20 protein-coding genes are annotated in these 23026 nt (G+C 39.0%); 17 read left to right on the forward strand and 3 right to left on the reverse strand.

All coding sequences use genetic code 11. The annotated features are described in order from the left end of the window. Positions 1-1152 carry a GNAT family N-acetyltransferase gene (locus tag GQ61_RS07745; protein WP_085784779.1) on the reverse strand — a complete coding sequence of 384 codons (1152 nt, stop codon included), beginning with the start codon at positions 1150-1152 and terminating at the stop codon, positions 1-3. Between the two features lie 273 nt (positions 1153-1425). Here GQ61_RS07745 and GQ61_RS09200 point away from each other — a divergent pair, with 273 nt between their 5' ends. The 9 genes from GQ61_RS09200 to GQ61_RS07785 all read left to right on the forward strand — a co-directional run bounded on the left by GQ61_RS09200 (position 1426) and on the right by GQ61_RS07785 (position 9132). Next, on the forward strand, positions 1426-1590 hold the full coding sequence (locus GQ61_RS09200) for a DUF465 domain-containing protein (RefSeq protein WP_157111176.1): 165 nt from the start codon (positions 1426-1428) through the stop codon (positions 1588-1590). Positions 1591-1752: 162 nt separating this feature from the next. Continuing rightward, on the forward strand, positions 1753-2202 hold the full coding sequence (locus GQ61_RS07750; protein ID WP_198157321.1) for a DUF192 domain-containing protein: 450 nt from the start codon (positions 1753-1755) through the stop codon (positions 2200-2202). Between the two features lie 55 nt (positions 2203-2257). Beyond that, positions 2258-3088, forward strand: a complete 831-nt coding sequence (locus GQ61_RS07755) for a hypothetical protein (protein ID WP_085784781.1) — start codon at positions 2258-2260, stop codon at positions 3086-3088. A 167-nt stretch (positions 3089-3255) separates the two neighbouring features. After that, positions 3256-4182 (forward strand): ACP S-malonyltransferase, encoded by a 927-nt coding sequence (gene fabD, locus GQ61_RS07760; protein WP_085784782.1) that lies wholly within the window; start codon positions 3256-3258, stop codon positions 4180-4182. Between the two features lie 8 nt (positions 4183-4190). After that, a complete protein-coding gene (gene fabG, locus GQ61_RS07765; RefSeq protein ID WP_085784783.1) occupies positions 4191-4928 on the forward strand; it encodes a 3-oxoacyl-[acyl-carrier-protein] reductase in 738 nt (245 codons plus the stop codon). 83 nt (positions 4929-5011) lie between these two features. Beyond that, positions 5012-5254, forward strand: a complete 243-nt coding sequence (locus tag GQ61_RS07770) for an acyl carrier protein (RefSeq protein WP_085784784.1) — start codon at positions 5012-5014, stop codon at positions 5252-5254. Between the two features lie 55 nt (positions 5255-5309). Continuing rightward, positions 5310-6578 carry a beta-ketoacyl-ACP synthase II gene (gene fabF / locus GQ61_RS07775; RefSeq protein ID WP_085784785.1) on the forward strand — a complete coding sequence of 423 codons (1269 nt, stop codon included), beginning with the start codon at positions 5310-5312 and terminating at the stop codon, positions 6576-6578. Next, positions 6571-7569, forward strand: a complete 999-nt coding sequence (gene mltG / locus GQ61_RS07780; protein ID WP_085784786.1) for an endolytic transglycosylase MltG — start codon at positions 6571-6573, stop codon at positions 7567-7569. Before fabF ends, mltG begins: the two co-directional genes overlap by 8 nt. 231 nt (positions 7570-7800) lie before the next feature. Further along, positions 7801-9132 (forward strand): hypothetical protein, encoded by a 1332-nt coding sequence (locus GQ61_RS07785; RefSeq protein ID WP_085784787.1) that lies wholly within the window; start codon positions 7801-7803, stop codon positions 9130-9132. Between the two features lie 12 nt (positions 9133-9144). On the opposite strand, the gene GQ61_RS07790 is transcribed toward GQ61_RS07785, so the two are convergent. After that, on the reverse strand, positions 9145-10938 hold the full coding sequence (locus GQ61_RS07790) for a 6-phosphogluconolactonase (protein WP_198157322.1): 1794 nt from the start codon (positions 10936-10938) through the stop codon (positions 9145-9147). 190 nt (positions 10939-11128) lie between these two features. Between GQ61_RS07790 and GQ61_RS07795 the strand changes: the two genes are divergently transcribed. Continuing rightward, on the forward strand, positions 11129-11884 hold the full coding sequence (locus GQ61_RS07795; RefSeq protein WP_085784789.1) for a DUF2608 domain-containing protein: 756 nt from the start codon (positions 11129-11131) through the stop codon (positions 11882-11884). A 5-nt stretch (positions 11885-11889) separates the two neighbouring features. Here the strand turns inward: GQ61_RS07795 and GQ61_RS07800 are convergent, their stop codons facing one another. After that, entirely contained in the window at positions 11890-14040 is a 2151-nt protein-coding gene (locus GQ61_RS07800) for a hypothetical protein (RefSeq protein WP_085784790.1), read from the reverse strand. A gap of 358 nt (positions 14041-14398) precedes the next feature. Here GQ61_RS07800 and thrS point away from each other — a divergent pair, with 358 nt between their 5' ends. The 7 genes from thrS (at position 14399) to lepA (ending at position 22942) form a co-directional block, all read left to right on the forward strand. Continuing rightward, positions 14399-16318, forward strand: coding sequence for a threonine--tRNA ligase (thrS, locus tag GQ61_RS07805; protein ID WP_085784791.1), 1920 nt, complete (start codon positions 14399-14401; stop codon positions 16316-16318). A gap of 31 nt (positions 16319-16349) precedes the next feature. Next, complete coding sequence (gene infC, locus GQ61_RS07810; protein WP_085784792.1) at positions 16350-16886, forward strand: translation initiation factor IF-3; 537 nt, start codon at positions 16350-16352, stop codon at positions 16884-16886. A gap of 148 nt (positions 16887-17034) precedes the next feature. Continuing rightward, complete coding sequence (rpmI, locus tag GQ61_RS07815; protein WP_085784793.1) at positions 17035-17232, forward strand: 50S ribosomal protein L35; 198 nt, start codon at positions 17035-17037, stop codon at positions 17230-17232. A 12-nt stretch (positions 17233-17244) separates the two neighbouring features. Then, positions 17245-17604, forward strand: a complete 360-nt coding sequence (gene rplT, locus GQ61_RS07820; protein WP_085784794.1) for a 50S ribosomal protein L20 — start codon at positions 17245-17247, stop codon at positions 17602-17604. Between the two features lie 81 nt (positions 17605-17685). After that, positions 17686-18756, forward strand: a complete 1071-nt coding sequence (pheS, locus tag GQ61_RS07825) for a phenylalanine--tRNA ligase subunit alpha (RefSeq protein ID WP_085784795.1) — start codon at positions 17686-17688, stop codon at positions 18754-18756. Next, positions 18753-21143, forward strand: coding sequence for a phenylalanine--tRNA ligase subunit beta (pheT, locus tag GQ61_RS07830; protein ID WP_085784796.1), 2391 nt, complete (start codon positions 18753-18755; stop codon positions 21141-21143). Before pheS ends, pheT begins: the two co-directional genes overlap by 4 nt. Continuing rightward, on the forward strand, positions 21140-22942 hold the full coding sequence (lepA, locus tag GQ61_RS07835; RefSeq protein ID WP_085784797.1) for a translation elongation factor 4: 1803 nt from the start codon (positions 21140-21142) through the stop codon (positions 22940-22942). Before pheT ends, lepA begins: the two co-directional genes overlap by 4 nt. Positions 22943-23026 lie beyond the last annotated feature (84 nt).

The raw sequence follows: 23026 nt of genomic DNA on the forward strand, positions 1-23026 counted from the left end.
TCATTCCTTTTTTGTTCGTAGTTTAAGAATAAACGACGCTCTTTGTAGACGCTTCATAAATTTTGTATAGCGTTTCTTTTGATCAACATTCATGTCTCTAAATAAATCCTTGCGTATTTTTTCTAATTCTAAGCGATCTGTTTCTATAATTTTTTGTAAAATAGGATAAATTTTTTCAGGAATCGATTTTTTTAATTCAGGGTAAAGAGAAAGAGCGTTTGATATAAATACTGATTCGTTTCGAAAATAATTTTCGCTGAGTATTTCACCATCTTCAGCAATAACGATTGGTGTCCTCATTAAATTGTCCCAACTTAATCGTATGAGAGATTTTTTTGCTTTTACATAAGAAGAACGGGTTTTTTTATCATGTGGTTTTTTTTGAAGATAATCAATCATCAAAGGATATGCTACCTCATGAAAACGTTCATCATACGTATTAAAACTTTCCAATTTTTCGAGAGATTCAATCTGTACAATCGGAGAAACCATTTCAATACGTGCACCGTAAAGTCTAACAATCTTAAAGTCGCCTTTGAGTAGAGAGAAATTAAGGCAGATTTTATTTTGAAAATTAACCAAAACAAGAACTCCACGGCATTGAGCAGTTAAATCTTGCTGATCGGTGGGAAGAATTTTATGAGTTTTAAGATGCTTTATCAACGCACTGAGAACTTCTTTGCCATACCCCTGTCCTTGAAATTTAGAATGAAATTTAAGGTCTAAAGATAAATATCTATCATGTGTAGGGAATGCAAAAATATTACTGATTGTTAACAAGCCTATTAAGGTTTCAGGAGTTTCATCAGTTCTTTTTAAGAAAGCACCCAAGTATAGAAAAAAATTATTTTCTGCTGAATCAATTTGCTCACATGTTAAACCAAAAATTTTTTCTTGCTTTGGAATAACCAAATTAAAATTATAAGCAGGATCGCTGTCTTTTTCGAAGTCAAATATTTTCACGAAACGCGTTGTACTTTTCTCAACAGCATGAGCTTCTTGACGATCAGTTGTTTTGAGAAGACGAACGTTGGTGCGTGGAGTTTCAAATTGAAAAAGGTGTTCTAGAGTTGTGGCGTTGAGATGATTGATATTGAAGCTAAAACAAGAGCAAAGCAGAAAGAAAAAAATGTATGATAAATTCCAAGACAAACTTTTCCCCTCTTAGTAAAATCAAGGATTTTTAAGGTTTGTATAAGATAAAGCCTTTGGTGGTAAGGGTTTTCACAATGAAAGATTAACTTAATACAATATTTACGGGCAAGAAAGACAAAATTAAAAAAATAATTATTATTTTTCAATGAAAAGAGATGAAAATCTATAAAATACAACATGTTAGTATGTCTTGACTTGGATGTAAAAATACATAACAATTAAATTGATCATCATAAGGGTCATCCTAAATCAAACATAAAGGAGGTACTTATGTCTTCTACAAAGCACGTGGTCTCTCTACTCGAAAGAAAAGATGAAATTAATAAAAGACTTTCTCTAGAAATGAAGCGTCCGCTTCCCAATGATTATAGGGTAAGGGAGCTTAAAAAAGAACGTTTACGCCTTCAAGATATTATCTATAAGCTGACTGCTTAACACCGACTGTTCTCTATACCGTTCACCACCTGTGGTCCCCTTCCCACAGGTGGTTTTTTCGTTGCTCAATCAGATTAACACGCTAATCTTAGATCAAAAGATCTTATGTGTTGTAAGAGATAAATCCGATAAGAAAAAACATGTTAAATGTGGAGAGAGCAGTTGAGAAATATAAAATTTTTAATTTTCTTAGGAGTAATTTGGTTCTCTGAGAGTAAGCTTCTTGCCTTAGAACCTTTAACTATTGAAACGAAGGGAGGTTCTTTTGTAATGAATGTAGAACAAGCTATAACTCCTGAGTCTATTGAAAAGGGATTGATGTTTCGTCAAGAACTTCCTCTTAATCAAGGAATGTTATTTGTTTTTCAAAGTCCTAGGCAACCCAGTTTTTGGATGAAAAACACGCTTATTCCTTTGGATATGATTTTTATCGATAGTGATGGAAAGATTGTGGACATGTATCCTGAGGCTGAACCTCATTCTTTAAAGTATATTGTTCCTCGTAGTGCAGAGGTGAAAGCTGTTCTTGAAGTACCTGGAGGGACCATCAAACGTCTGAGTATTGTAGTTGGTGATCAAATTCATCATCAAGTTTTTTCTAAAAAATCTTGACATAGATATTCTTTTTGGATTTTAACGGTGCCATAATAAATTATAAGGAGATCTTATGAGCTGTGTATCATTTTTTAGCAGGATAGTTGTCGTAATTTTATTAACATGGTCGCCGATTCTTTTGGCTAGTGAAACTTTATTCGGTCTAAATGACGTTCAAGAATTTTTAAAGACTAAAACAAGCTCGATGGGACACAAAGTGCGTCTCGTGCAAGATGGCGATCAAGATAAGATTGTCTCTTTTGCTAAAAACAAGGCTTATAAAGCAGGTATCCCAGATGATCCAAAAGCATGGACTGAAAATTTATTAGTACGTCAATCAAAACTTAATTATTTCACAGCTTTGGTGTTTGAAGATGTTGATTCAGAAATCTCTGGTATTATGGGGCTAGGTATTATGCCTGTGTTGACAGGGTATAAAGCTGAGGAACACAAAGATATTCTTGAGTTATTTGTTAACCTCGGTGTATTGAAGAAAAAAGAGGTTTCTGGACCATTGTCGGAAGAAAATTTGGAAAGAGAAGGGAATAGGGGCTTTACGAGTCTTTTGCCAATTATCGTGCACCCTGAAACTCAATCAAAACCAGGCGAAAGGCATAAAGGTAAAGTCCAGAGAATGGCTGATTTATACGACTTTATCGTTCAAACTTCTCTTAAATATGTCGATTTTCTTGCGAGTAACAAACACTCGCACCCAAGAGATAACTCTGATCCTTATATGATGCTGGCATTAGTTGACACCCAACATCCTTTAAATCCATATCTTACAGACTTTAATTTCAGTCTTTTAGAGAAAAAGGGATTTCAAGAGTTTTATCATAAGCAAAGAACGGTTGCCTCTCTTTCTCTTGAGGACGCTAGGATAGAACTATCAAAGCTTAAGTAGTCTTTTTCATTTTTTTACGGGGCCACCATAGATGTGAATAGTCTGGGTGGCCTTTTTTGTCAGCATCCACTCACTTTATTTTTCTTTATATATTTTCATTGTTCTAATATCGGAGTATGAAGAGTACGCTTTGACATTAATTTATTACTAGATCACAAGGAGTCGTCATGATTGCATGGGTTTTTCCAGGACAAGGATCTCAAAGTGTGGGAATGGGAAAGAGTATCTATGATGCCTATCCTGTCGCACGAGAAGTGTTTCAAGAAGTTGATGAAGTTTTGAAGCAAAACCTTACCAAAATCATTTTTGAAGGCCCTGATCAGGAGTTAATGCTGACGGAAAACACTCAACCTGCTCTTATGACTGTAAGCATGGCTATTGTGCGTGTTCTGCAAAAAGAGGCAGGACAAAAACCAAAGTTCTTAGCCGGCCATTCTCTTGGGGAATATGCTGCTCACGCGGTTGGCGAAAGTTTTAGTTTAGCTGATACAGCGCGCCTTCTCAAAATTCGTGGCAAGGCAATGCAAGCAGCGGTTCCAGTGGGAGTTGGAGGTATGGCGGCGCTTCTTGGCCCTACCGTTGATCAGACTCAAGAAATAGTGCAGGAAGCTGCCCAAGATCAAACTTGTGAAATTGCCAATGACAATTGTCCAGGGCAGGTTGTTATCAGTGGGCATAAAGAAGCCATAGATCGAGCCATAGAGATTGCTAAACAAAAAGGCATTAAGCGTGCGGTTCTTTTGCCAGTTAGTGCTCCATTTCATTGCTCTCTGATGCGACCAGCTGCTCTTGAGATGGCTGAGGTTCTTAAAGACACTGTTATTATGGCTCCTAATATTGCTATTCTTGCTAATGTGAGTGTCGAAGTTGTTAAAGAGCCAGAGCAGATTCGTACAGCCTTGGTAGAACAAGTAACTGGAAGGGTGCGTTGGCGTGAATCAATTTTGGCTCTTAAGACTGCTGGTGTGCGAAAAATTGTTGAAATTGGTGCTGGAAAAGTATTAAGTGGCTTAACGAAACGAATTGATGAAGAGCTAGAGTCTCTGAGCTTAAATACGCCTGAAGATCTTGATGCTTATATTAAGAATATTTGAGGAAAACAATGTTTAGTTTAAATGGCAAAAAAGCGTTAATAACAGGCGCTTCTGGAGCTCTCGGGGCTTCTATCGCTAAGGCTTTGCATGATCAAGGTGCAACAGTAATGCTCACAGGGACCCGCGTTGAAGCTCTAGAAAAATTAGGAGCTGAACTGAAGGATCGCTATCATATTTTGCCCTGTAATTTGAGTGATACGGCCTCTGTAGAGCAGTTAATTCCCGAAGCTGAAAAACAAATGGGGCAAATTGACATTCTTGTCAATAATGCAGGGATTACCCGCGATAATCTTATGGTGCGTTTGAAGGATGATGATTTAAAAGATGTGGTTGAAGTGAATCTAGCAGTCCCTTTTCGCTTAATGCGCGCGTGTCTTAGAGGGATGATGAAGCAACGTTGGGGGCGAATTATTAATATTTCGTCCATTGTAGGCGTTACAGGGAACCCAGGGCAAACAAATTATTGCGCTACAAAAGCTGGTTTAATCGGCCTTTCAAAGGCTTTAGCAGCAGAAGTTGCGTCAAGAAATATAACTGTTAATTGCATCGCGCCCGGGTTTATGGTATCGGCTATGACAGGATCTCTACCAGAGGCCCAAAAGGAAAAGCTATTGAGTGCGATTCCTATGGGGCGGATGGGGGCAGCTGAAGATGTAGCTGCAGCCGCTGTTTTTCTGGCTAGCGATGAAGCAGGGTATGTTACTGGACAAACCTTGCATATCAACGGCGGGATGGCTATGATCTAGCTATTCTATTTTGGTGCATTCTATTGTTAGAAGCACAAGTTAGGGTTTAAAACCCTTGGTTATCCAATAAATGAGGATTATTTATGAGCGACATTAATGAAAGAGTAAAGAAAATCGTTGTTGAACATTTGGGTGTTGAGGAAGCGAAAGTGACCCCATCAGCAAGCTTTGTAGACGATTTGGGTGCAGACAGTTTAGATACTGTTGAATTGGTTATGGCTTTTGAAGAGGAATTTGGTATTGAAATTCCTGATGATGCTGCTGAAAAGATTACAACAATTCAGAAAGCTATTGATTATATTAAGGAACACCAAAACGCTGCTTAAGGTGTTGGAATAGTAGCGTTCCTTTTTTTATTCAACAACGAAGCGAGATTATCCCATGCGTCGAGTTGTAATCACTGGCCTTGGCCTTGTTACTCCTCTAGGAGCAACAGTCCAGTCTACCTGGAAAAGGCTCATTAACGCCGAATCTGGTATTAAAGAAATTGATATCTTTGATATAAGTGACATGCCTGCTAAGATCGCAGGTCTTGTCCCCCAAGGAAATCTAGGAGTCGAAGGTAACTTTAATGCTGATGATTACTTATCCCCCAAGGATCAAAAAAAAGTAGATCGTTTTATCCTTTATGGTTTAGCTGCTGCGGTAGAAGCTGTGGAGGATTCTGGTTGGAAACCTCAAGACGATGAATCTTGCTTTAGAACAGGTGTGATGGTTGGATCAGGAATTGGTGGTCTTCCACGAATTTATGATACTTCCATTATCTTGCATGAGGGGGGACCAAAGAAGGTTTCCCCATTTTTCATCCCTGCGTCTCTTATTAACCTGACCTCTGGTCAGATTGCGATGCGTTATAATTTTAAAGGTCCCAACCATTCTGTAGTGACTGCTTGCTCAACGGGTGGTCATGCTATTAGCGATGCTGCACGTCTTATTCAAATGGGTGATGCTGACGTGATGGTAGCAGGTGGTGCGGAGGCAGCTGTGTGTCGTATAGGTGTAGCAGGCTTTGCTGCTTTGCGCGCTCTTTCGACTAATTTTAATGAAACACCACAAAAAGCTTCAAGACCTTGGGATAAAAATCGTGATGGGTTCGTCATGGGTGAAGGCGCCGGTATTGTGATTCTTGAGGAATACGAACATGCTAAAAGGCGTGGTGCTAAAATATACGCTGAAATTTTAGGGGGTGGTCTTTCAGGAGACGCTTACCATATTACAGCTCCTGCTCCGGATGGTAATGGTGCTTATCGTGCTATGCAGGCGGCGTTAAAGCGTGCACAAATTAATCTCGATCAAGTCGATTACATTAATGCGCATGGTACTTCAACTCCTATGGGAGATGAAATCGAACTAGGTGCTGTAAAACGTCTCTTTGGCGAAAAGGTCAAAAATCTTTCTATGTCTTCCACAAAATCAGCCATCGGTCATTTATTAGGAGCAGCTGGAGGTGTTGAAGCAGTGTTTGCTATTCTTAGTATTCAAGATAGCGTTGTTCCTCCAACATTGAATCTGGATGATCCTTGTGAAGGGGCTGAGGAAGTTGATTTAGTGCCTCATCAAGCCAAACAACGAAGAGTAAAATATGCTCTTTCCAACGCCTTTGGTTTTGGTGGTACAAACTCTTCCTTAGTATTTGGAGCCATTGAATAGGGTCCTGCATTATTGGCAGCGATACTCCTTAGCACTGACGATTGTTAGCATCCTCTTAATTTTCTTTGGGGGGTATGAATGGTTGGGGCGTGGGTTTTATCAGGGGCAAAGCCAGCTTTCTCAAACAACGGTCCTTATTCCAAAAGGTCTTAGTCTTCATAAACTTTCTATGCTGCTTGAAGAGAAAAAAGTCATTCCCTCTTGGATCATTTTTGAGGTGAATGTGCGTTTGCGACGAAATTCTTCTAAAATAAAAGCAGGTGAATATTTATTTTTATCCTCAAGAACACCTGCAAGCGTGATGTTACAAATGATTGAGGGACGCACGGTAAAGCGTCGCATTACAATTATTGAAGGCCTTAAAAATAAAGAGATTATTAAAATTTTAATGACAGCTGAAGGTCTAGAAGGGGATATCGTTAATATTCCAGAGCAAGGCTATTTAATGCCGGAAACTTATTATTATTCTTATCATGATTCTAGACAAGCAGTGTTAGAGCGGATGCACGAAGCGATGTTCGATGCTCTTGAAAAAGCATGGAATACAAGAAAACCAGATTTACCTTTAAAAGATCCTAGAGAAGCTATTATCTTAGCATCTATTGTTGAAAAAGAAACAGCTCTGGGATATGAACGTCCTCGCGTCGCTGCTGTTTTCTTAAATCGTCTTAAAAAGAATATGCCTTTGCAAGCTGATCCGACAGTTAGCTATGGATTAGAAAAAGCCTATGGAAAAACTCTAGAGCGCCCGCTCAATCGAAATGATCTGACGATTTTAACGCCCTATAATACTTATATGATTCAGGGGTTACCGCCTGAGCCTATCTGTAATCCAGGTCTTGCTTCTTTAAAAGCCGTTTTAAATCCAATGGCGACAGCGGATTTATATTTTGTCGCCAATGGTGAAGGAGGACACACTTTTTCCCCTAATTACAAAGAGCATCAAAAACATCATCAAAAGCTTCGTGCTCTTCGTAAAAAAGAAAAATGAGTTTAAAGCTCAGGTCTTGTCCAAAGCACATGCATTAGAAAATTTGGTATTTTATACAAGCGAACAAGTTTGTTTTCATCCATATAGTTCTCAATATCTTGTTGATTCCAACCATAAAGATAAGCTGTTTCAATTCCACGTTAACTGTCCTACACAATGGACAAAATTAAAGTCGCTATTGAGGATTTTAAAATAGTTCCCATATATATAAAAAACGAGATTTGAGAAGCCATGAAAAATATTAATAAACTGACCTTTGCATTTTGTTTATCTCTATCGATTTCTGCAAATGCTATGTTTCCAGAAAATCCTGAGGATCATGGTGATTTGTTGATTGACGGGTACAAGCATCCGGGAATAGGACGCATTACTTTAATGGGACAAAAGCGCGATACTAAGGAAACATTTTTACGTTCATTTTCCTCTGCAGCACTTGTTGATGCCTTATCTTTAGGCTTAGACGCTCAATTTCAAGGAAGAGTTTTCGTTAGTGCAAGGCATGCTTTTAGTGCTCTTGACGGACTTTCAAATGATCCAAATAGAGTTAATAGAACGCTCTTGCGGCATTCTCTCACTTTTGATCAACGCACTATGGTAAACGACAATTATAAGCCTGAAGAAGGGAAAATTTTTGCTTTATTTTACCCAAAAAACTATGATTTAAAACCTTCTACGCAAGATGATATTGTCTTTGGTCTTCTGTCCACACCAATTACTGGAGTATCTCCTTTACCTATCAGTTCTCTTTCCTATGAAGAGGCAGTTGGAAAACCCCTTAAAGTTGTTGGTTATGGAACGAGTGGATTTAAAGATGCTAAGGTTGCTTTTCTGGACGCTTTAAAAAGAGCAGGGCATCAAATTAGTAATAGCTTTGGTAAAATTAAGGACGTATTTTTATCCACAAAAACTAAGCTCCATCGACAGGGTGAAGACGCCGTTGTGATTCCTACTAATGTGAATGGACAATTAATTCCTACGGTCATTGGTTTAAATAAATTACATAGTAAAGTTCAAGGAACTGTTCTTGAAGGGATTTTGAATGGTAAATCTTTAGCAAGTTTTACTAAAGCTCTAAAAAAAGAATTAAAAACTATGGACAATGTTGATGGTGAGTTCCGTACATTCCGTCAATGGAAAGGTGTTGATTTGCCTCAACCTATAGGTTTGATCAAAGCTCCCAAGAGAACCGTGCGCTCAGATGTGGGAGATAGTGGCGGAGTCTCTATGGTTAATGAAGATGGAAGTTGGAAAATCCTTGGTGTTATTGCTTCTGAAGTTTTTGAAGAAGGAGATCCTACAACAAAAAACTTCAAAATAATTGAGGGGAATAAACGGATGCAAGAAATTGGTTTTGATGGATATGTACGTGAATTAGCGGCTTTGGAAGGACCTTACTTTACACGTTTTATAAAAAATAAAATATTGGCTGTTTTAAGAGAGATGAATCTAAAGGATCCACTGCTTATAAATACGGAACATATCCATCTATCTTCAAAGATAAAAGCCTTTGGTGATTATATAACGCGTCCAGACGTCTTAACACAAGGTGTACATACTTATTAGTAAGAACATAGTTTATTCATACTGGGCCACAAATTCATCAAGACTAAAATGCTTAAAGACCTCTGCGTATGGAGAAAAAGCAGCTTTTGTTAATTGACTCAATTTTTTTCCTGATTCCTTGTTGCGATCATAGGCTCTTTGCCAAAATGGACGTGGATCAAAGGATGGGAAAAGAGGGTCTAATTGTGACGTATGAGCTCTAATAGCTGAAATTTTACGCTCCATCTCAAGCTCATTAAAAGAAACAATCATCAATGAATGAGGTGTATGAAGGGGCCATTCAGCATAGGCGCCTCGGTATCCATAGAAGTGAATACGTTGAGCGTTGGGCATGGATTTAATCGTTTGCGCAATAAGCTGTGTTGAAAGCCCATGGGCACCATGAGGATCATTTTCTGCAGCAAAAAAAATAATATCAGGATTCTTTTCTTTTAATAAATCTTTCATGCGATTTAAATCTCTTGCTTGGAGAGCGTTTATACCTGGAAGACCGCGACGTTTATAGTACTCTGCCTTAAAAAAAATAAGATTATCAGAATTTAAACCCAAAATGGCTGTTGCATTTGTTGCTTCGACTTCCCGCGCGCGTTGTTTCGCTAATTGAATGCGTTCTTCTATAGGTAGAGTTGTATGCTCTTTGTCAACGAGCGGAAAAACTTCCTGATATGTTTTGTCAGTTGTTCTCACTGCATTACTGCCTGTGACAGCATACACTACATGTATGTTATTTCTCTTTGTCAGCAACTTTTCTAGCGTCGCAGACATACAGATCACGTCATCGTCAGGATGAGGAGAAACAATGAGGATGCTCTTGTTTTCGGGCAGTTGCTCGTCTTTTGCTTTATTGATTAGAATTTCCGCTAGGTTTTGAGGAGCCTTATTATAATATCTTTCTTGGTCTTCAATTAAAGTTGCTGCTGGTTGATCAATATACCAATGAACATTTTGATGACGTTGCAAATGACTTGCTGGGAAATCATCATTTTCAGGATGCATCAGCGCACGTTCAATAACAGGCGCTTTATCGTCGCTTGTAGCTAAAACAATTATCCTTTGAGCCTCAAGAATATTTGCAAGTCCCATGCTCAAAGCTTGCTTTGGAACGTCTGTGGAAAAGCGATCATTGAATTCGCCTTCTTTAATCATCGACTTTAAAGAAGAAAAACGAAACCCAGTATCCAGTCTTGTTTTGTCGGTAAGTGTAACAACGTGCGTTCTTGTAGTCAGAGGAGTGCCAGGTTCATTAAACGCAATGTGTCCTCCTCTTAAAATAACTTTTCCTAATGACGTTGTTTCTGGATAAGCTCCGCCAACGCCTAAAATAACGAGATCTATAGCATTGCTTTTATTTTGAGTTATTGCTTTTTGAAGTTTGCTCTCATATTGCTGCGCTGCTTCTTCGGGGGTACTCTCTTTAGGAACTTTTGGTAAATGACAATTTTGAGGTTGTGGAGCTCTTTTTTTATCTATTTCTCTTAAAGGACCATAAAAATAAGTATCCATGTAATATTGATAGCTTAAAGGATGATTTTCTTCGAGCCCTACATATTCATCTAAATTAAAAAATTGAGCCTTTGAAAAATCAACATCTTGAGTTTTTTTAAATTTTTTAACCAAAGCTTTATAGAGTTTAACGGGCGTTGACCCTGTTGGTAATATAATAAGTGCGTTCGGTTTTTTCTTGATTACATTAATGACTTCATCGGCAACGGTTTCATAAAGTTCATTAAGACTATTTTCTTCAAATACATCGACATTAGAGAGTGTTTTTTGAGGTGTTTTCATAGCTGCTTGTGAATTATTCATAGGTCCAATCAATAAAACTAAGGATATTAAAACCCTTCGGATGATAAAGCCTCTCATGCTCTGTGATTCTTTCAACTATAAATATTCTTGATTTTATTCAAAGGTATGCGGTTTAGTATTGTAACGTCAAGAATCTTTTGGGATTAATGACAAGTCTTTTGAAATCTTGTTAAAGGAAGTTTTTTGAATCATGAAGGTTAAAAGTGTTACTGAGGCTCAATCAGTCTTAAATTCGGCGAATAAAAGCACCCTTGTTCTTTTTGATGTGGATGACACACTTATTACTCCACGTTCCACATCTTTTAGATTTCAAGGAAATGGAATTCTTAATCCCATAGATAAATTGAAGGTAAAGAAACATCTTATTCAAAACTTCGAAGAACTCTTAGGGGCATGGCGTTTGCAAAGACAAGTGATGTTAGTAGAAAATCATTGGCCGAAAGTCTTAGAACGATTAAAAACGCAAGGAGCACATGTTTTTGGCTTTACAAAAATGGATACGGGTAAGTTCGGCCCTATCTTGAGCATGGAAGATTGGCGTCTAAATGAATTACGCCAGTATGATCTCACTTTTACCAGGGAAGTTCTTGGAGAATCTTTTGTAAGGTTTTGGAATGAAGGATCGTTCTATGCTTGTTTTAAAGAAGGCGTAATATTTACTAGCATTTTGAATAAACGCCAAGCACTTCATTATTTTTTAGAACAAAGTCCTCTTCAGATTGATAAGATTATTTTTATGGATGACAGACTTGAATTCGTTCAAGAAGTTGAAAGTTTTGTTCAATCGCTATCTTTAGAGTTTCATGGGTTTTATTATCGAGGAATTGAATCTCTAGAAGGAAAAGCCAATCTAGAAATTATTGAGCTGCAAACTCAGAAATTGTTGGAACATCATCAATGGTTAGAGGATGAAGAAGCTCATATGTTGTTAAACTCAGGAAAATAAAGACTTTATTGTAGCTGCACATCAAATTCTAATTCACACAATTTCTTTAGATCTTGGCAGATGGTTTTTGATTCAGATGAGTTTTCGCCATAGAGCTTATTGGCGAGATCTAATCCCTCTTGAACCATTGCAACTGAATATTGCGTACGATCCTTTAAAGGAGCTTCTTGTTTCTTTTTTATTTCTTCGTTTTTACCCAGCAAAAATTGTGCTGTAAAAGCATTAACAGTGGGTAAGAGCTCGTCATCAAAAATAATGCCTGGAATGTGACCTTGCAATGTAACCACCAAACGTTCAGAAATTCCAATATTGCAAACTCGATGGTTGTCATCTTCAATGCATTGCCCAAGGTTCTTAACTAGGTTATTTAACAATAACTCTCTAACAGTTTTTGTATCGATATCTTTTTCAACGCTTTCATGTTTTTGAATTAATTGCCACGTGCGCGCGAATAAACCTTTCATAGTTACGTGCAGACCATCCTTCAAAAAAGTATAACTCTCGTCTTCGACAATCGCTGGTTTGTCTAAGGGATGAATATAGGGCCCTTTTAATGTGCGCAGCGCATTCTCTACTTCATTAGAAGCGAGCGCTGTTCGTGGAAATGTCTCATTAGCTGTTGGTAGAAGGCTTTCCAAGTAATCATTAGCTTCAGAGATAACCTCATCCGTGCTTTTATCAAGCACAGGGACAAGTTCGTATATTTTCTCAATAGCAAGAAATGTTCGGGATATTTTTTTCTTATTCATGACGTTTTCATTGTTGCCATAGTGTGAGTATTCATTCAGATCATAAACACGCATGAAGAAATTTTTTAAAGCATCGAGTCTTTCTTGTGATGCTATGCGAGTATTAAAGATATCTTGAATTTCTTCAATAACTGACCGTGAGTAAAATTGAAAATAACGATTGGTGGTGAGCAGGGTATAGATCTCAACTTGTTCATGTTCAGTTTTTGCTTCGTTGAGTCCGCGATGAATGAGATTGGTTATTTCATCCCAAAGAGTTGAAGGAATGCTGTTGAGAAAGTACAAGTATTGTAAAGGATTAAAATCTCCGCGATGCAGTTTATGAGTGTTTCGAGCTTTTTCGATCAGTTGACTTTGCACAGTCAAAGAATGACGGGACAACACATCGATTCCTTGAATCCATTGTTGTTCTAGTCGTGATGCTTTTAATTGGCTTGTTTGGATGGAAGAAAGGACTGGAGAAGTCTCTATCATTTGATGGATTTCTTTAATGTTATTAAGTAAATTTAACCAGTAATCAAAAGTCATTTCTGTCATTTTCTTAGCAAGATGCGCAAAAATTCTATCATTGACCATATCTTGTGGTAAGGTTTGCATAGATTGCATCAATGTTTCACGATTATGAGTGCTTAGCCGTTTTAGAGTCTGCAAAATTGTGCTCTCTGAAATATGGTCACCGTAGGTTTTTTTTGCGGCCCGAATGTGAGTGAGTAAATTATCCCAATTAGTCGGTTCTATGCCTTGACAGGTTTGAATGAGGGTGTTTAATTTTTGAGGTGTTAAATCCTCAAAGTTTTTCTTGATAAATAAGAGTACTTGTTTTCTTTGTTTCTCATTAATGCTTTTGCATGCCTGCAATACTTCTCTTTTGAAGAATAATTCTGAGTTTTGAAGAATGGGGAGGACTAGCTTAGGTATGCTGAAGACTTGTTTGGGTCCTAAGCTGTAAAGATCTTCTAAAAGTTTATAGCGCTCATAACGACTCGCTTCTGGTGATATTAATGCATTGTAAGATTTGAATAGATCATCGAGTTCTTTCCGTGACCAAGATGCAAAATAGCCGATTAAGGCTTTCTGTTGATAGTGTATGAATGCAGCGCCAAACTTTTTTTTCCATCGAGAGGTGAAATTTTTTCGCTGTCTGTCTGATAAGGGGATAAGCGATTGTACAATTTTAACATAATGATGATCCGTCATGTCAGGTGTGAGAATTTTTAGGGTATCTTCTAAAAAGATGTCATCGAGATTTTTTTTTCCTCCATTTTTCGAATTTAGGAAGGCTGATCTTATTTGTTGAGATTTTACTGTAAAGTCTTGTGAGGTGTAATCGATAATTGAAGCGTGGAGAGAAAGTGATATTAGAAAGAATGAGAGCATTAGAAAAATAAAAATGAACCTAAGTTCCATACCTTACCTTCCTGTTTTCTAACATAAACATAAAGCTTAAATAAAAATGATTAATGAAAAGGAAACAACAAACTAGATGCTTATAGTTAATGTAATATTTCTTGATAAGTCGATTTTAGAAGTCTTGGGGGGGAATGAATGTATGAGTTATTAAGAAAAAAATATTTGTTACCTTAATGTAAGCTAGAAAGTTTTAGGGGTATTTTTTTGTAACAAAAATCAAACTATAAAAATTTATCTGTGGTTCATAGAGTAATATAAAGAAATCGGTAGATTTTTGTGAGGAGCTTCAACAAATCCTAGCATGAATAGTAAACCATAGTTATAATCCTTCTGTTTTTGAAGGAGGAAACATTAAGTGATTAAAATAACCTTGCCCGATGGGGCAGTTCGTGAAGTGCCAAAGAATAGCACTGGTTTGGATGTAGCTAAAAGTATTGGTGTAGGTCTTGCTCGTGATGCTGTTGCGGTAAAAGCTAATGGAGTCATGATGGATCTAACGCGCCCGTTAGAAAATGATACAGCTTTGGAAATTATCACACGAACGTCGGTTGATGGGTTAGAACTTCTTCGTCATGATGCAGCTCACGTTTTAGCGGAAGCTGCTAAAGAAATTTATCCTGACATTCAAGTTACAATTGGTCCTGCCATTGAAAATGGCTTTTATTACGATTTTTTTCGTGAAAAACCGTTTACTCCTGAAGATCTTGAGAAATTAGAAGAGAAAATGCGGGAAATTGTTGATCGAGATGAACCAATTATTAGAGAAGAGTGGTCTCGTAAAGACGCTGTCCCCTATTTTAAGTCTATAGGAGAAAATTTTAAGGCTGAAATTATCGATAGTATTCCCGATGCAGACACTATAACGGTCTATAAACAAGGCAAGTTTGTTGATCTTTGTCGTGGTCCTCATCTGCCGACAACAGGGCGTTTAGGTAAAGCATTTAAGCTCATGAAGTTAGCTGGAGCCTACTGGCGAGGAGATCCCAAAAATCCTCAACTACAAAGAGTTTATGGCACAGCTTGGGCCAATGAAAAACAATTAAAAGACTATCTAACTCTTTTGGAAGAGGCTGAAAAGCGCGATCACCGGCGAATTGCTAAAGAAATGGATCTTTTCCATTTGCAGGAAGAGGCTCCAGGGTGTGTGTTTTGGCATCCCAATGGTTGGACCATTTATCAACAAATTCGTCAGTACATTAAACGTCGTATTGAAGCGGATGGTTATATGGAAGTGAATACGCCCGTTTTGGTTGATAAGTCCTTGTGGGAAGCATCTGGTCATTGGACTGAATTTCGTGAAAATATGTTCGCGACAGAAGAAGTGGATGGTCGCACTTCCGTTTTAAAACCGATGAATTGTCCTTGTCATATTCAGATTTTTCGTCAGGGACTCAAGAGTTATCGGGATCTTCCTATTCGTTTAGCTGAATTTGGTAATTGTCACCGCAATGAATCGTCGGGTTCTTTGCATGGATTGATGCGTGTACGCTCTATGGTGCAAGATGATGGTCATATTTTCTGCACTGAAGATCAAATTGTGACTGAAACACAAAAGTTCTGTGAATTGCTGAGTGCTGTCTATCGTGATTTAGGCTTTGAGTCTTTCCATGTGAAATTAGCAGATAGACCCGAAAAGCGTGCAGGAACAGATGAAGTTTGGGACCGCGCGGAAAAAGCGCTTATGCAAGCAACAAAAGCAGCAGGGGTTGAGTTTAACATCAATCCAGGTGAGGGTGCTTTTTATGGGCCAAAACTCGAGTTTTATTTAAAGGATGCGATTGGACGTGAATGGCAATGTGGAACGTGGCAAGTAGACTTTATTTTGCCGGAACGTTTAGATGCCAACTATATTGGAGAAGATAGTAAAAAACATCGACCTGTTATGCTCCATCGTGCTGTTTTGGGATCTCTCGAACGATTTATTGGGATTTTGATAGAGCATTATGCAGGTAAATTGCCCCTTTGGCTTGCGCCCGTACAAGTTGCAGTTACGCCCATCACCAACGATTTAGACGATTATGCTCTTGAAGTAGCCGAAATTTTTAAGAAATCAGGCTTGCGAGTAAAGGTTGATTTGCGTCATGAAAAGATTAATTATAAAATACGTGAAATGAGTCTTGCAAAGCATCCTATTATTTGTGTAGTAGGAGCTCGTGAGGCCAGTGATAGAACTGTAGCGGTGCGTAGGCTTGGAAGCCAATCCCAGGAAGTTCTGTCTATTGATCAAGCATTGGCTAATTTTGTGCAAGAAGCACGAATGCCTCTTGATCGTTAAAGTTTGGATTCATTAAGAAGAGGAGAGAGACATCACAAAATCGTTTCGTGAGAGGGGTCAACTAGACGATGGCCCACGAGTAAATCAAGGAATTCGAGCACCTCGGATTCGATTGATTGATGAAAATGGTGAGATGATTGGCGTCGTAACAACTCAAGAAGGAATTCGCCGTGCGGAATTAGCTGGCTTAGATCTTGTTGAAGTTTCGCCTCAGGCTGATCCACCTGTTTGTAAAATTCTTGACCTTGGTAAGTACAAATACGAATTGCAGAAGAAAAAGGCTGCTGTTCGTAAGAACCAAAAAGTCATTGAAATTAAAGAAATTAAAGTTCGACCTACCATCGAAGAAAATGATTATCAGGTCAAGCTTCGTGCCATGAAGCGGTTTTTTGAAGATGGAGATAAAGTTAAGGTCTCGATGCGTTTTCGTGGACGTGAACTGTCTCACCAAGAGCTCGGTATGGAAGTGTTGAAGCGTATGTGTACTGATCTAGATGATATAGCTCGAGTAGAACACGAACCAAAATTTGAAGGGAAGCAGATTTTTATGCTTCTATCGCCAAAATAATAGTTTCAAGAGAGGGTTTGACGATTTCGATTTCATGATTGCAATCGTCAAAAAAGCTTGTTATAAGCCTCTTACTTCTGGTGGCCTGGCGCGTGTATACGCGGGCATGCCTACCCACCTTATAACCTTTTAAAGAAAGAGAGTTAAAATGCCCAAGTTGAAGACAAAAAGTAGCACTAAAGGCCGCTTTCGTGTAACGGCGAGCGGTAAGATTCTCCGGGGGTATGCTGGTAAACGGCATATGCTCATCAAAAGAACTCAAAAGATGAAGCGAAATGCTCGTGGTTTAGTCGTCATGTCTAAGCCCGATCAAAAGATTATTCGTCGTTTCATGCCCTATGCTTAAAGGAGAATTATAATGGCTCGTGTAAAAAGAGGGGTTACGACCCACGCTCGACACAAAAAAATCTTAAAGTTAGCATCAGGCTATCGTGGTCGTGCCAATAATTGTTTTAGAATTGCAATCGAAAAAGTTGAAAAGGCTTTACGCTATGCGTATCGCGATCGTCGCGCGCGTAAGCGGGATTTCCGTAAGCTTTGGATCCAACGTATTAATGCGGCGACTCGTGAACATGGGATGACCTATTCGCAATTCATTAACGGTATTCAAAAAGCCGGTATTGAAGTTGATCGTAAAGTGTTGGCTGATATTGCTGTACGGGAACCTTCAGCCTTTAAAGCACTTGTAGATCAAGCTGGTGCGGCCCTTAAGGCATAAATTGTCTTAAGTTTAGACCAATGTTGAAAAGCCGCTAAAACGCGGCTTTTTTCTTTCTTCTTGATAGGGTACAAAGAAGGTATGGAAGATTTAGTCACGCTTAAAGCATCAATCCTGCAGAAAATCTCTGAGGCTAACAATTTAAAAGCTTTAGAAGATTTGCGTGTGCAAACTTTAGGAAAACAAGGCTCGATCACTGTCTTGATGAAGAATTTAGGCAGTCTTGAAGGAGAGGCTCGTAAAGAGCAGGGGCAAAAACTCAATGACGTTCGAGCTTCAGTGGGAGAGGCTCTAGATAAACAATTAGCTTATCTTGAAGCAGAAGCTCTTTCTCATCAACTCATCAGTGAAAAAATAGATATTACTTTACCCGGACGTTCATTACCTCAAGGGACAATTCATGCCCTTTCGGAAGCGATGTTTGAAGCGATTTCAATTTTCAAGGATATGGGGTTTTGGATCGCCGAAGGCCCAGAGATTGAAGATGATGAGCATAACTTTACTGCCCTGAATATTCCTGAAACCCATCCGGCCCGCCAAGAGCAAGATACCTTCTATCTACCAAAGGATGAAAAGGGTACGATCCAATTGTTGCGAACCCATACATCGCCTGTGCAAATAAGAACAATGCGCGAGAAAAAGCCTCCTTTACGAATTATTGCGCCTGGACGTGTGTATCGTAGTGATTTTGATCAAACTCATACGCCTACATTTCATCAAATTGAAGGTTTTTATGTGGATGAAGGGGTACATATGGGACATTTAAAAGGGTGTCTTACTGAATTCTGCAGAAGATTCTTTGGTAAGCCAAAATTACCTGTGCGCTTTCGTCCTTCTTTTTTTCCATTTACCGAACCTTCGGCGGAAGTAGATATAGGCTGTCGTCGGGGAAAAGATGGCCTTGAAATCGGTGAAGGGAGCGATTGGTTAGAAATTCTTGGGTGCGGTATGGTGCATCCTAAGGTGTTAAAGAATTGCGGCATCGATCCACAAAAATATCAAGGATTTGCTTTTGGTATGGGAATTGAGCGTATCGCCATGTTGAAGTTTGGTATTCCAGATTTAAGATCATTTTATGAACCTGATCTGCGTTGGCTAAGCTATTATGGTTTTGATGCAGCTAAAGCTTTACGAGAAGGGCGAGGTCTATGAAAATTAGTCTTGCCTGGTTAAGGACATATCTTAATACTTCGACCCCTGATGAAGAGATTATTCAGCGTCTCAACCAAATTGGTCTGGTAGTCGATAGTTTTGAAAATTTGGGTGAGCGCCTCAAAGGTTTTCGCATTGCAGAAGTTTTAGAAGTCAAAAGACATCCCAATGCAGATCGTTTATCTGTGTGTCGTGTCAATACAGGGCAAGAGGAAATACAAGTTGTTTGTGGCGCTTCGAATGCGAAGACAGGTATGAAAGCTGTGTTAGCACGTGTTGGAATGTCAATCCCAGCTAATGGTTTGGTTCTGAAACATACAATGATTCGTGATGTTGAAAGCATGGGAATGCTTTGCTCTGGACAAGAGCTTTTGTTAGAAGAAGATTCGGGTGGTAAGATTATTGAACTACCCGATGACGCCCCTGTTGGCGAAGAATATGCCACCTACCTTGGATTATGCGATACGGTTCTAGATCTTGAAATTGGCCCTAATCGCAGTGATTGCTTTAGTCATTATGGGGTGGCTCGTGATTTAGCCGCCACGGGGATTGGCACTCTGCTGAAACTTGATGTGCCAAAACTTTCTGAAAATTTATCTGATACTATGAAAGTGACAATCAAAAATTCAGAGAGTTGTCCATTTTTTTCAGGGCGTATTATTAAAGGCGTTAAGAATGGTCCCAGTCCAATGTGGCTCCAACAGCGCTTAAAAGCAGTGGGGTTGCGCCCTATTTCCGCTCTCGTTGATATCACGAATTTTATGTTGATGGCTTGGGGACGACCTATGCATGTCTTTGATTTGGATAAAATTAATGGGCATCTGGAATTGAGGTCGGCTGTTAAAGGCGAAACATTTAAAGCTTTAGATGGTAAAGATTATGTTTTAGATCAGGGGATGTTGGTTATTGCCGATGAGTCTGGTCTTCAATCTCTTGCAGGCATTATTGGCGGTGAAGCGTCTGGATGTACAGTGGAGACTACAAATGTCTTTTTGGAATCAGCCTATTTTAATCCAACAGCAATCAGTACAACGGGACGTGCTCTTTCTGTTTTAAGTGAATCACGCTATCGTTTTGAGAGAGGGGTAGATCCATCTATGGTTTTACCAGGCTTGGAATTGGCTACACAGATGATTCTTGAAATTTGCGGAGGCAAAGTAGGTCCCGTTGTAAAAACTGGAGAATTGCCGATCATTGAGCGCAAGATTAAGTTTAATACAAAACGTGTGCAAGAGTTAACAGGTGTATCGATCGAAACGAAGACTTCCCATGCGATTTTAAGTAATTTAGGTTTTCATTTGGAAAATGATCATGTTACTTCTCCTTCCTGGCGTCATGATATTGAAGGAGACGCAGACCTGGTTGAAGAGATAGTGCGTATTGTGGGGTATGATCACATCCCTTTCACAGACTTACCAAAAAAGAATAACGATGAGGCTTTGAAGACAGATATTTCTGCTGTTATTGGAGAAGAGCGTCCATGGACAGCGCGTAAGTTTCTGGCTAATTGCGGTTACCATGAAGTGACAACTTGGTCCTTTATTAAACCTGAAATCGCCAAAGCTTTTGGTGGAGGAGAAGAAGAACTGACACTGGTGAATCCCATTAGTGCTGATTTATCTACTATGCGACCATCTTTGGTGCCAAATATGTTAGAAGCGGTAAGACGTAATTTAGACAGGCATCTTGAAGACCCGGCTTTTTTTGAAATTGGTCCAATTTTTAGTGTTAATTATGATCAAAAGCAAAAAAAGAGTGTTTCTGGGGTTTGGACGGGCAAACGGCAAATGATGCATTGGCAAATGCCAGCCAGAGAAGTTGATTGTTTCGATGTAAAAGCTGATCTTCTAAAATTATTAGATGTTCTAGAGTTTGATAGCACCAAAATTCAAATAGCAGATGGGGCTCCTAGATGGTATCATCCTGGACGTTCTGGAGTTTTGAAATTAGGCCCTAAACAAACCCTAGGCTATTTTGGCGACTTCCATCCAAGTATTCTAAAGAGGTTTGATATCCAGGAAAAAGTTGTAGGTTTTGAACTTTTTCTCTCAGATATTCCTTTGCCCAAAAATGTGTCGAACAAAAGAAACCTTAAGCTTTCCTCTTATCAACCAGTAGAGAGAGACTTTGCTTTTTTGCTCGACAAAAACGTTCCTGCAAGTGAAATTATTAAAGCTGCGCGATCTGCTGATCCTACCTTAATTAGTTCTGTGATCCTTTTTGATGTTTATGAAGGAAAAAATATTCCACCAGAGAAGAAATCAATTGCCTTTAAAGTACGTCTTGAACCTATGGAAGCAACCTTGACGGATGCTCAGATCATGGAAGTTTCAGATAAAATTATTAAGGTGATTGAACAGATGACAGGAGGTCATCTTCGCCAATGAAAACTTTTGATGATATTCGAAATTTCGCCATTATCGCTCATATCGACCATGGAAAATCAACCCTTGCTGATCGTCTTATTGAATATTGTGGAGGACTTGAAGCACGTGAACTGAAATCTCAAGTTCTTGATAGTATGGATATCGAGCGAGAGCGTGGTATTACAATTAAAGCTCAAACAGTGCGCTTAAACTATAAAGCCCATGATGGTAAGATCTATCAACTCAATCTGATGGATACTCCTGGTCACGTTGACTTTGCCTATGAGGTGAGCCGGTCTTTGGCTGCTTGTGAGGGGTCTTTACTTGTTGTAGATGCTAGCCAAGGTGTTGAAGCTCAGACATTGGCAAACGTTTACCAAGCTATTGAAAATAATCACGAAATAATCCCCGTTTTGAATAAAATTGATTTACCCGCTGCTGAACCCGAGCGCGTAAAACAGCAAATCGAAGAAGTGATAGGTCTTGATGCTCAGGACGCAGTGCTTATTTCTGCTAAAACCGGCATCGGTATTGGTGATGTTCTAGAAGCTCTCGTCAAACGTTTGCCACCTCCAAAGGGATCAGAGGAAGCACCTCTGAAAGCGCTTTTGGTGGATAGTTGGTATGATCAGTACTTAGGTGTGATTATTCTTGTACGTATTAAAGATGGTATTTTGCGTAAGAATATGAAAGTTCGCATGATGTCTACGGGTGCTTCTTATCAAGTAGAAAATGTGGGAGTATTTACGCCAAAAAAAGTTTCTGTTTCTGAACTCAAACCCGGTGAAATTGGCTATTTTACTGCTAGTATAAAATTTGTTGCCGATGCCAACGTTGGTGATACAGTAACCGATGATCGCAAGCCAACGAATGAGGCTTTGCCTGGATTTAAACCGAGCGTTCCTGTGGTATTCTGCGGTTTATTTCCTATTGATGCTAATGATTTTGAAAATTTACGTGATAGCCTAGAAAAACTTCATTTGAATGATGCAAGTTTTACCTATGAAGCTGAAACTTCTGCGGCTTTGGGATTTGGTTTTCGGTGTGGGTTTCTTGGATTGCTACACTTAGAAATTATTCAAGAACGTCTTGAACGTGAATTTAATCTTGATCTTATTACGACAGCTCCAAGCGTTGTGTATCGCATTCATATGACGAATGGTCAGATAGTAGAGTTGCACAATCCTGCTGATTTTCCTGATGTGGTGAAGATTGATCACATTGAAGAACCATGGATTAAAGCAACAATTATGGTACCCGATGAATTTGTTGGAGCTGTGTTAACGTTGTGTACAGATCGACGTGGCGAACAAATTGATCTGACTTACGTTGGGAATCGTGCCATGATTGTTTATCGTTTGCCTTTGAACGAAGTCGTATTTGATTTTTATGATCGTTTGAAATCCGCCTCCAGAGGATATGCGAGCTTTGATTATGAAGTTGACGAATATCGCGAAGGTGATTTGGTAAAACTTGCGATTTTGGTTAATGGAGATCCAGTGGATGCACTTTCTTGTATTGTGCACAAAAGCCAGTCCGAATCCAGAGGGCGCCATCTATGTGGAAGATTAAAGGATTTGATCCCAAAACAACTTTTCAAAATTGCTCTGCAAGCTGCTATTGGTGGAAAAGTGATTGCTCGTGAAACAATTTCAGCTATGCGTAAAGATGTCACCGCTAAGTGTTATGGTGGCGATATTTCTCGTAAGAGAAAACTTCTTGATAAACAAAAAGAAGGAAAAAAACGCATGCGTCAATTTGGTAAGGTTGAAATTCCCCAGAAAGCCTTTATTGAAGCGCTAAAAATGGGCAAAGACTAAGTTCTGTTTGTTGTCTTCCCGACCGCAGCGAAGCGAAGAATCTGAATCGTACGCATTTGTTTTAGGGGTTTAGCCCCCCGTTCT

This window comes from Candidatus Nucleicultrix amoebiphila FS5 (genome assembly GCF_002117145.1).
GTDB classification, from domain to species: domain Bacteria; phylum Pseudomonadota; class Alphaproteobacteria; order Caedimonadales; family Nucleicultricaceae; genus Nucleicultrix; species Nucleicultrix amoebiphila.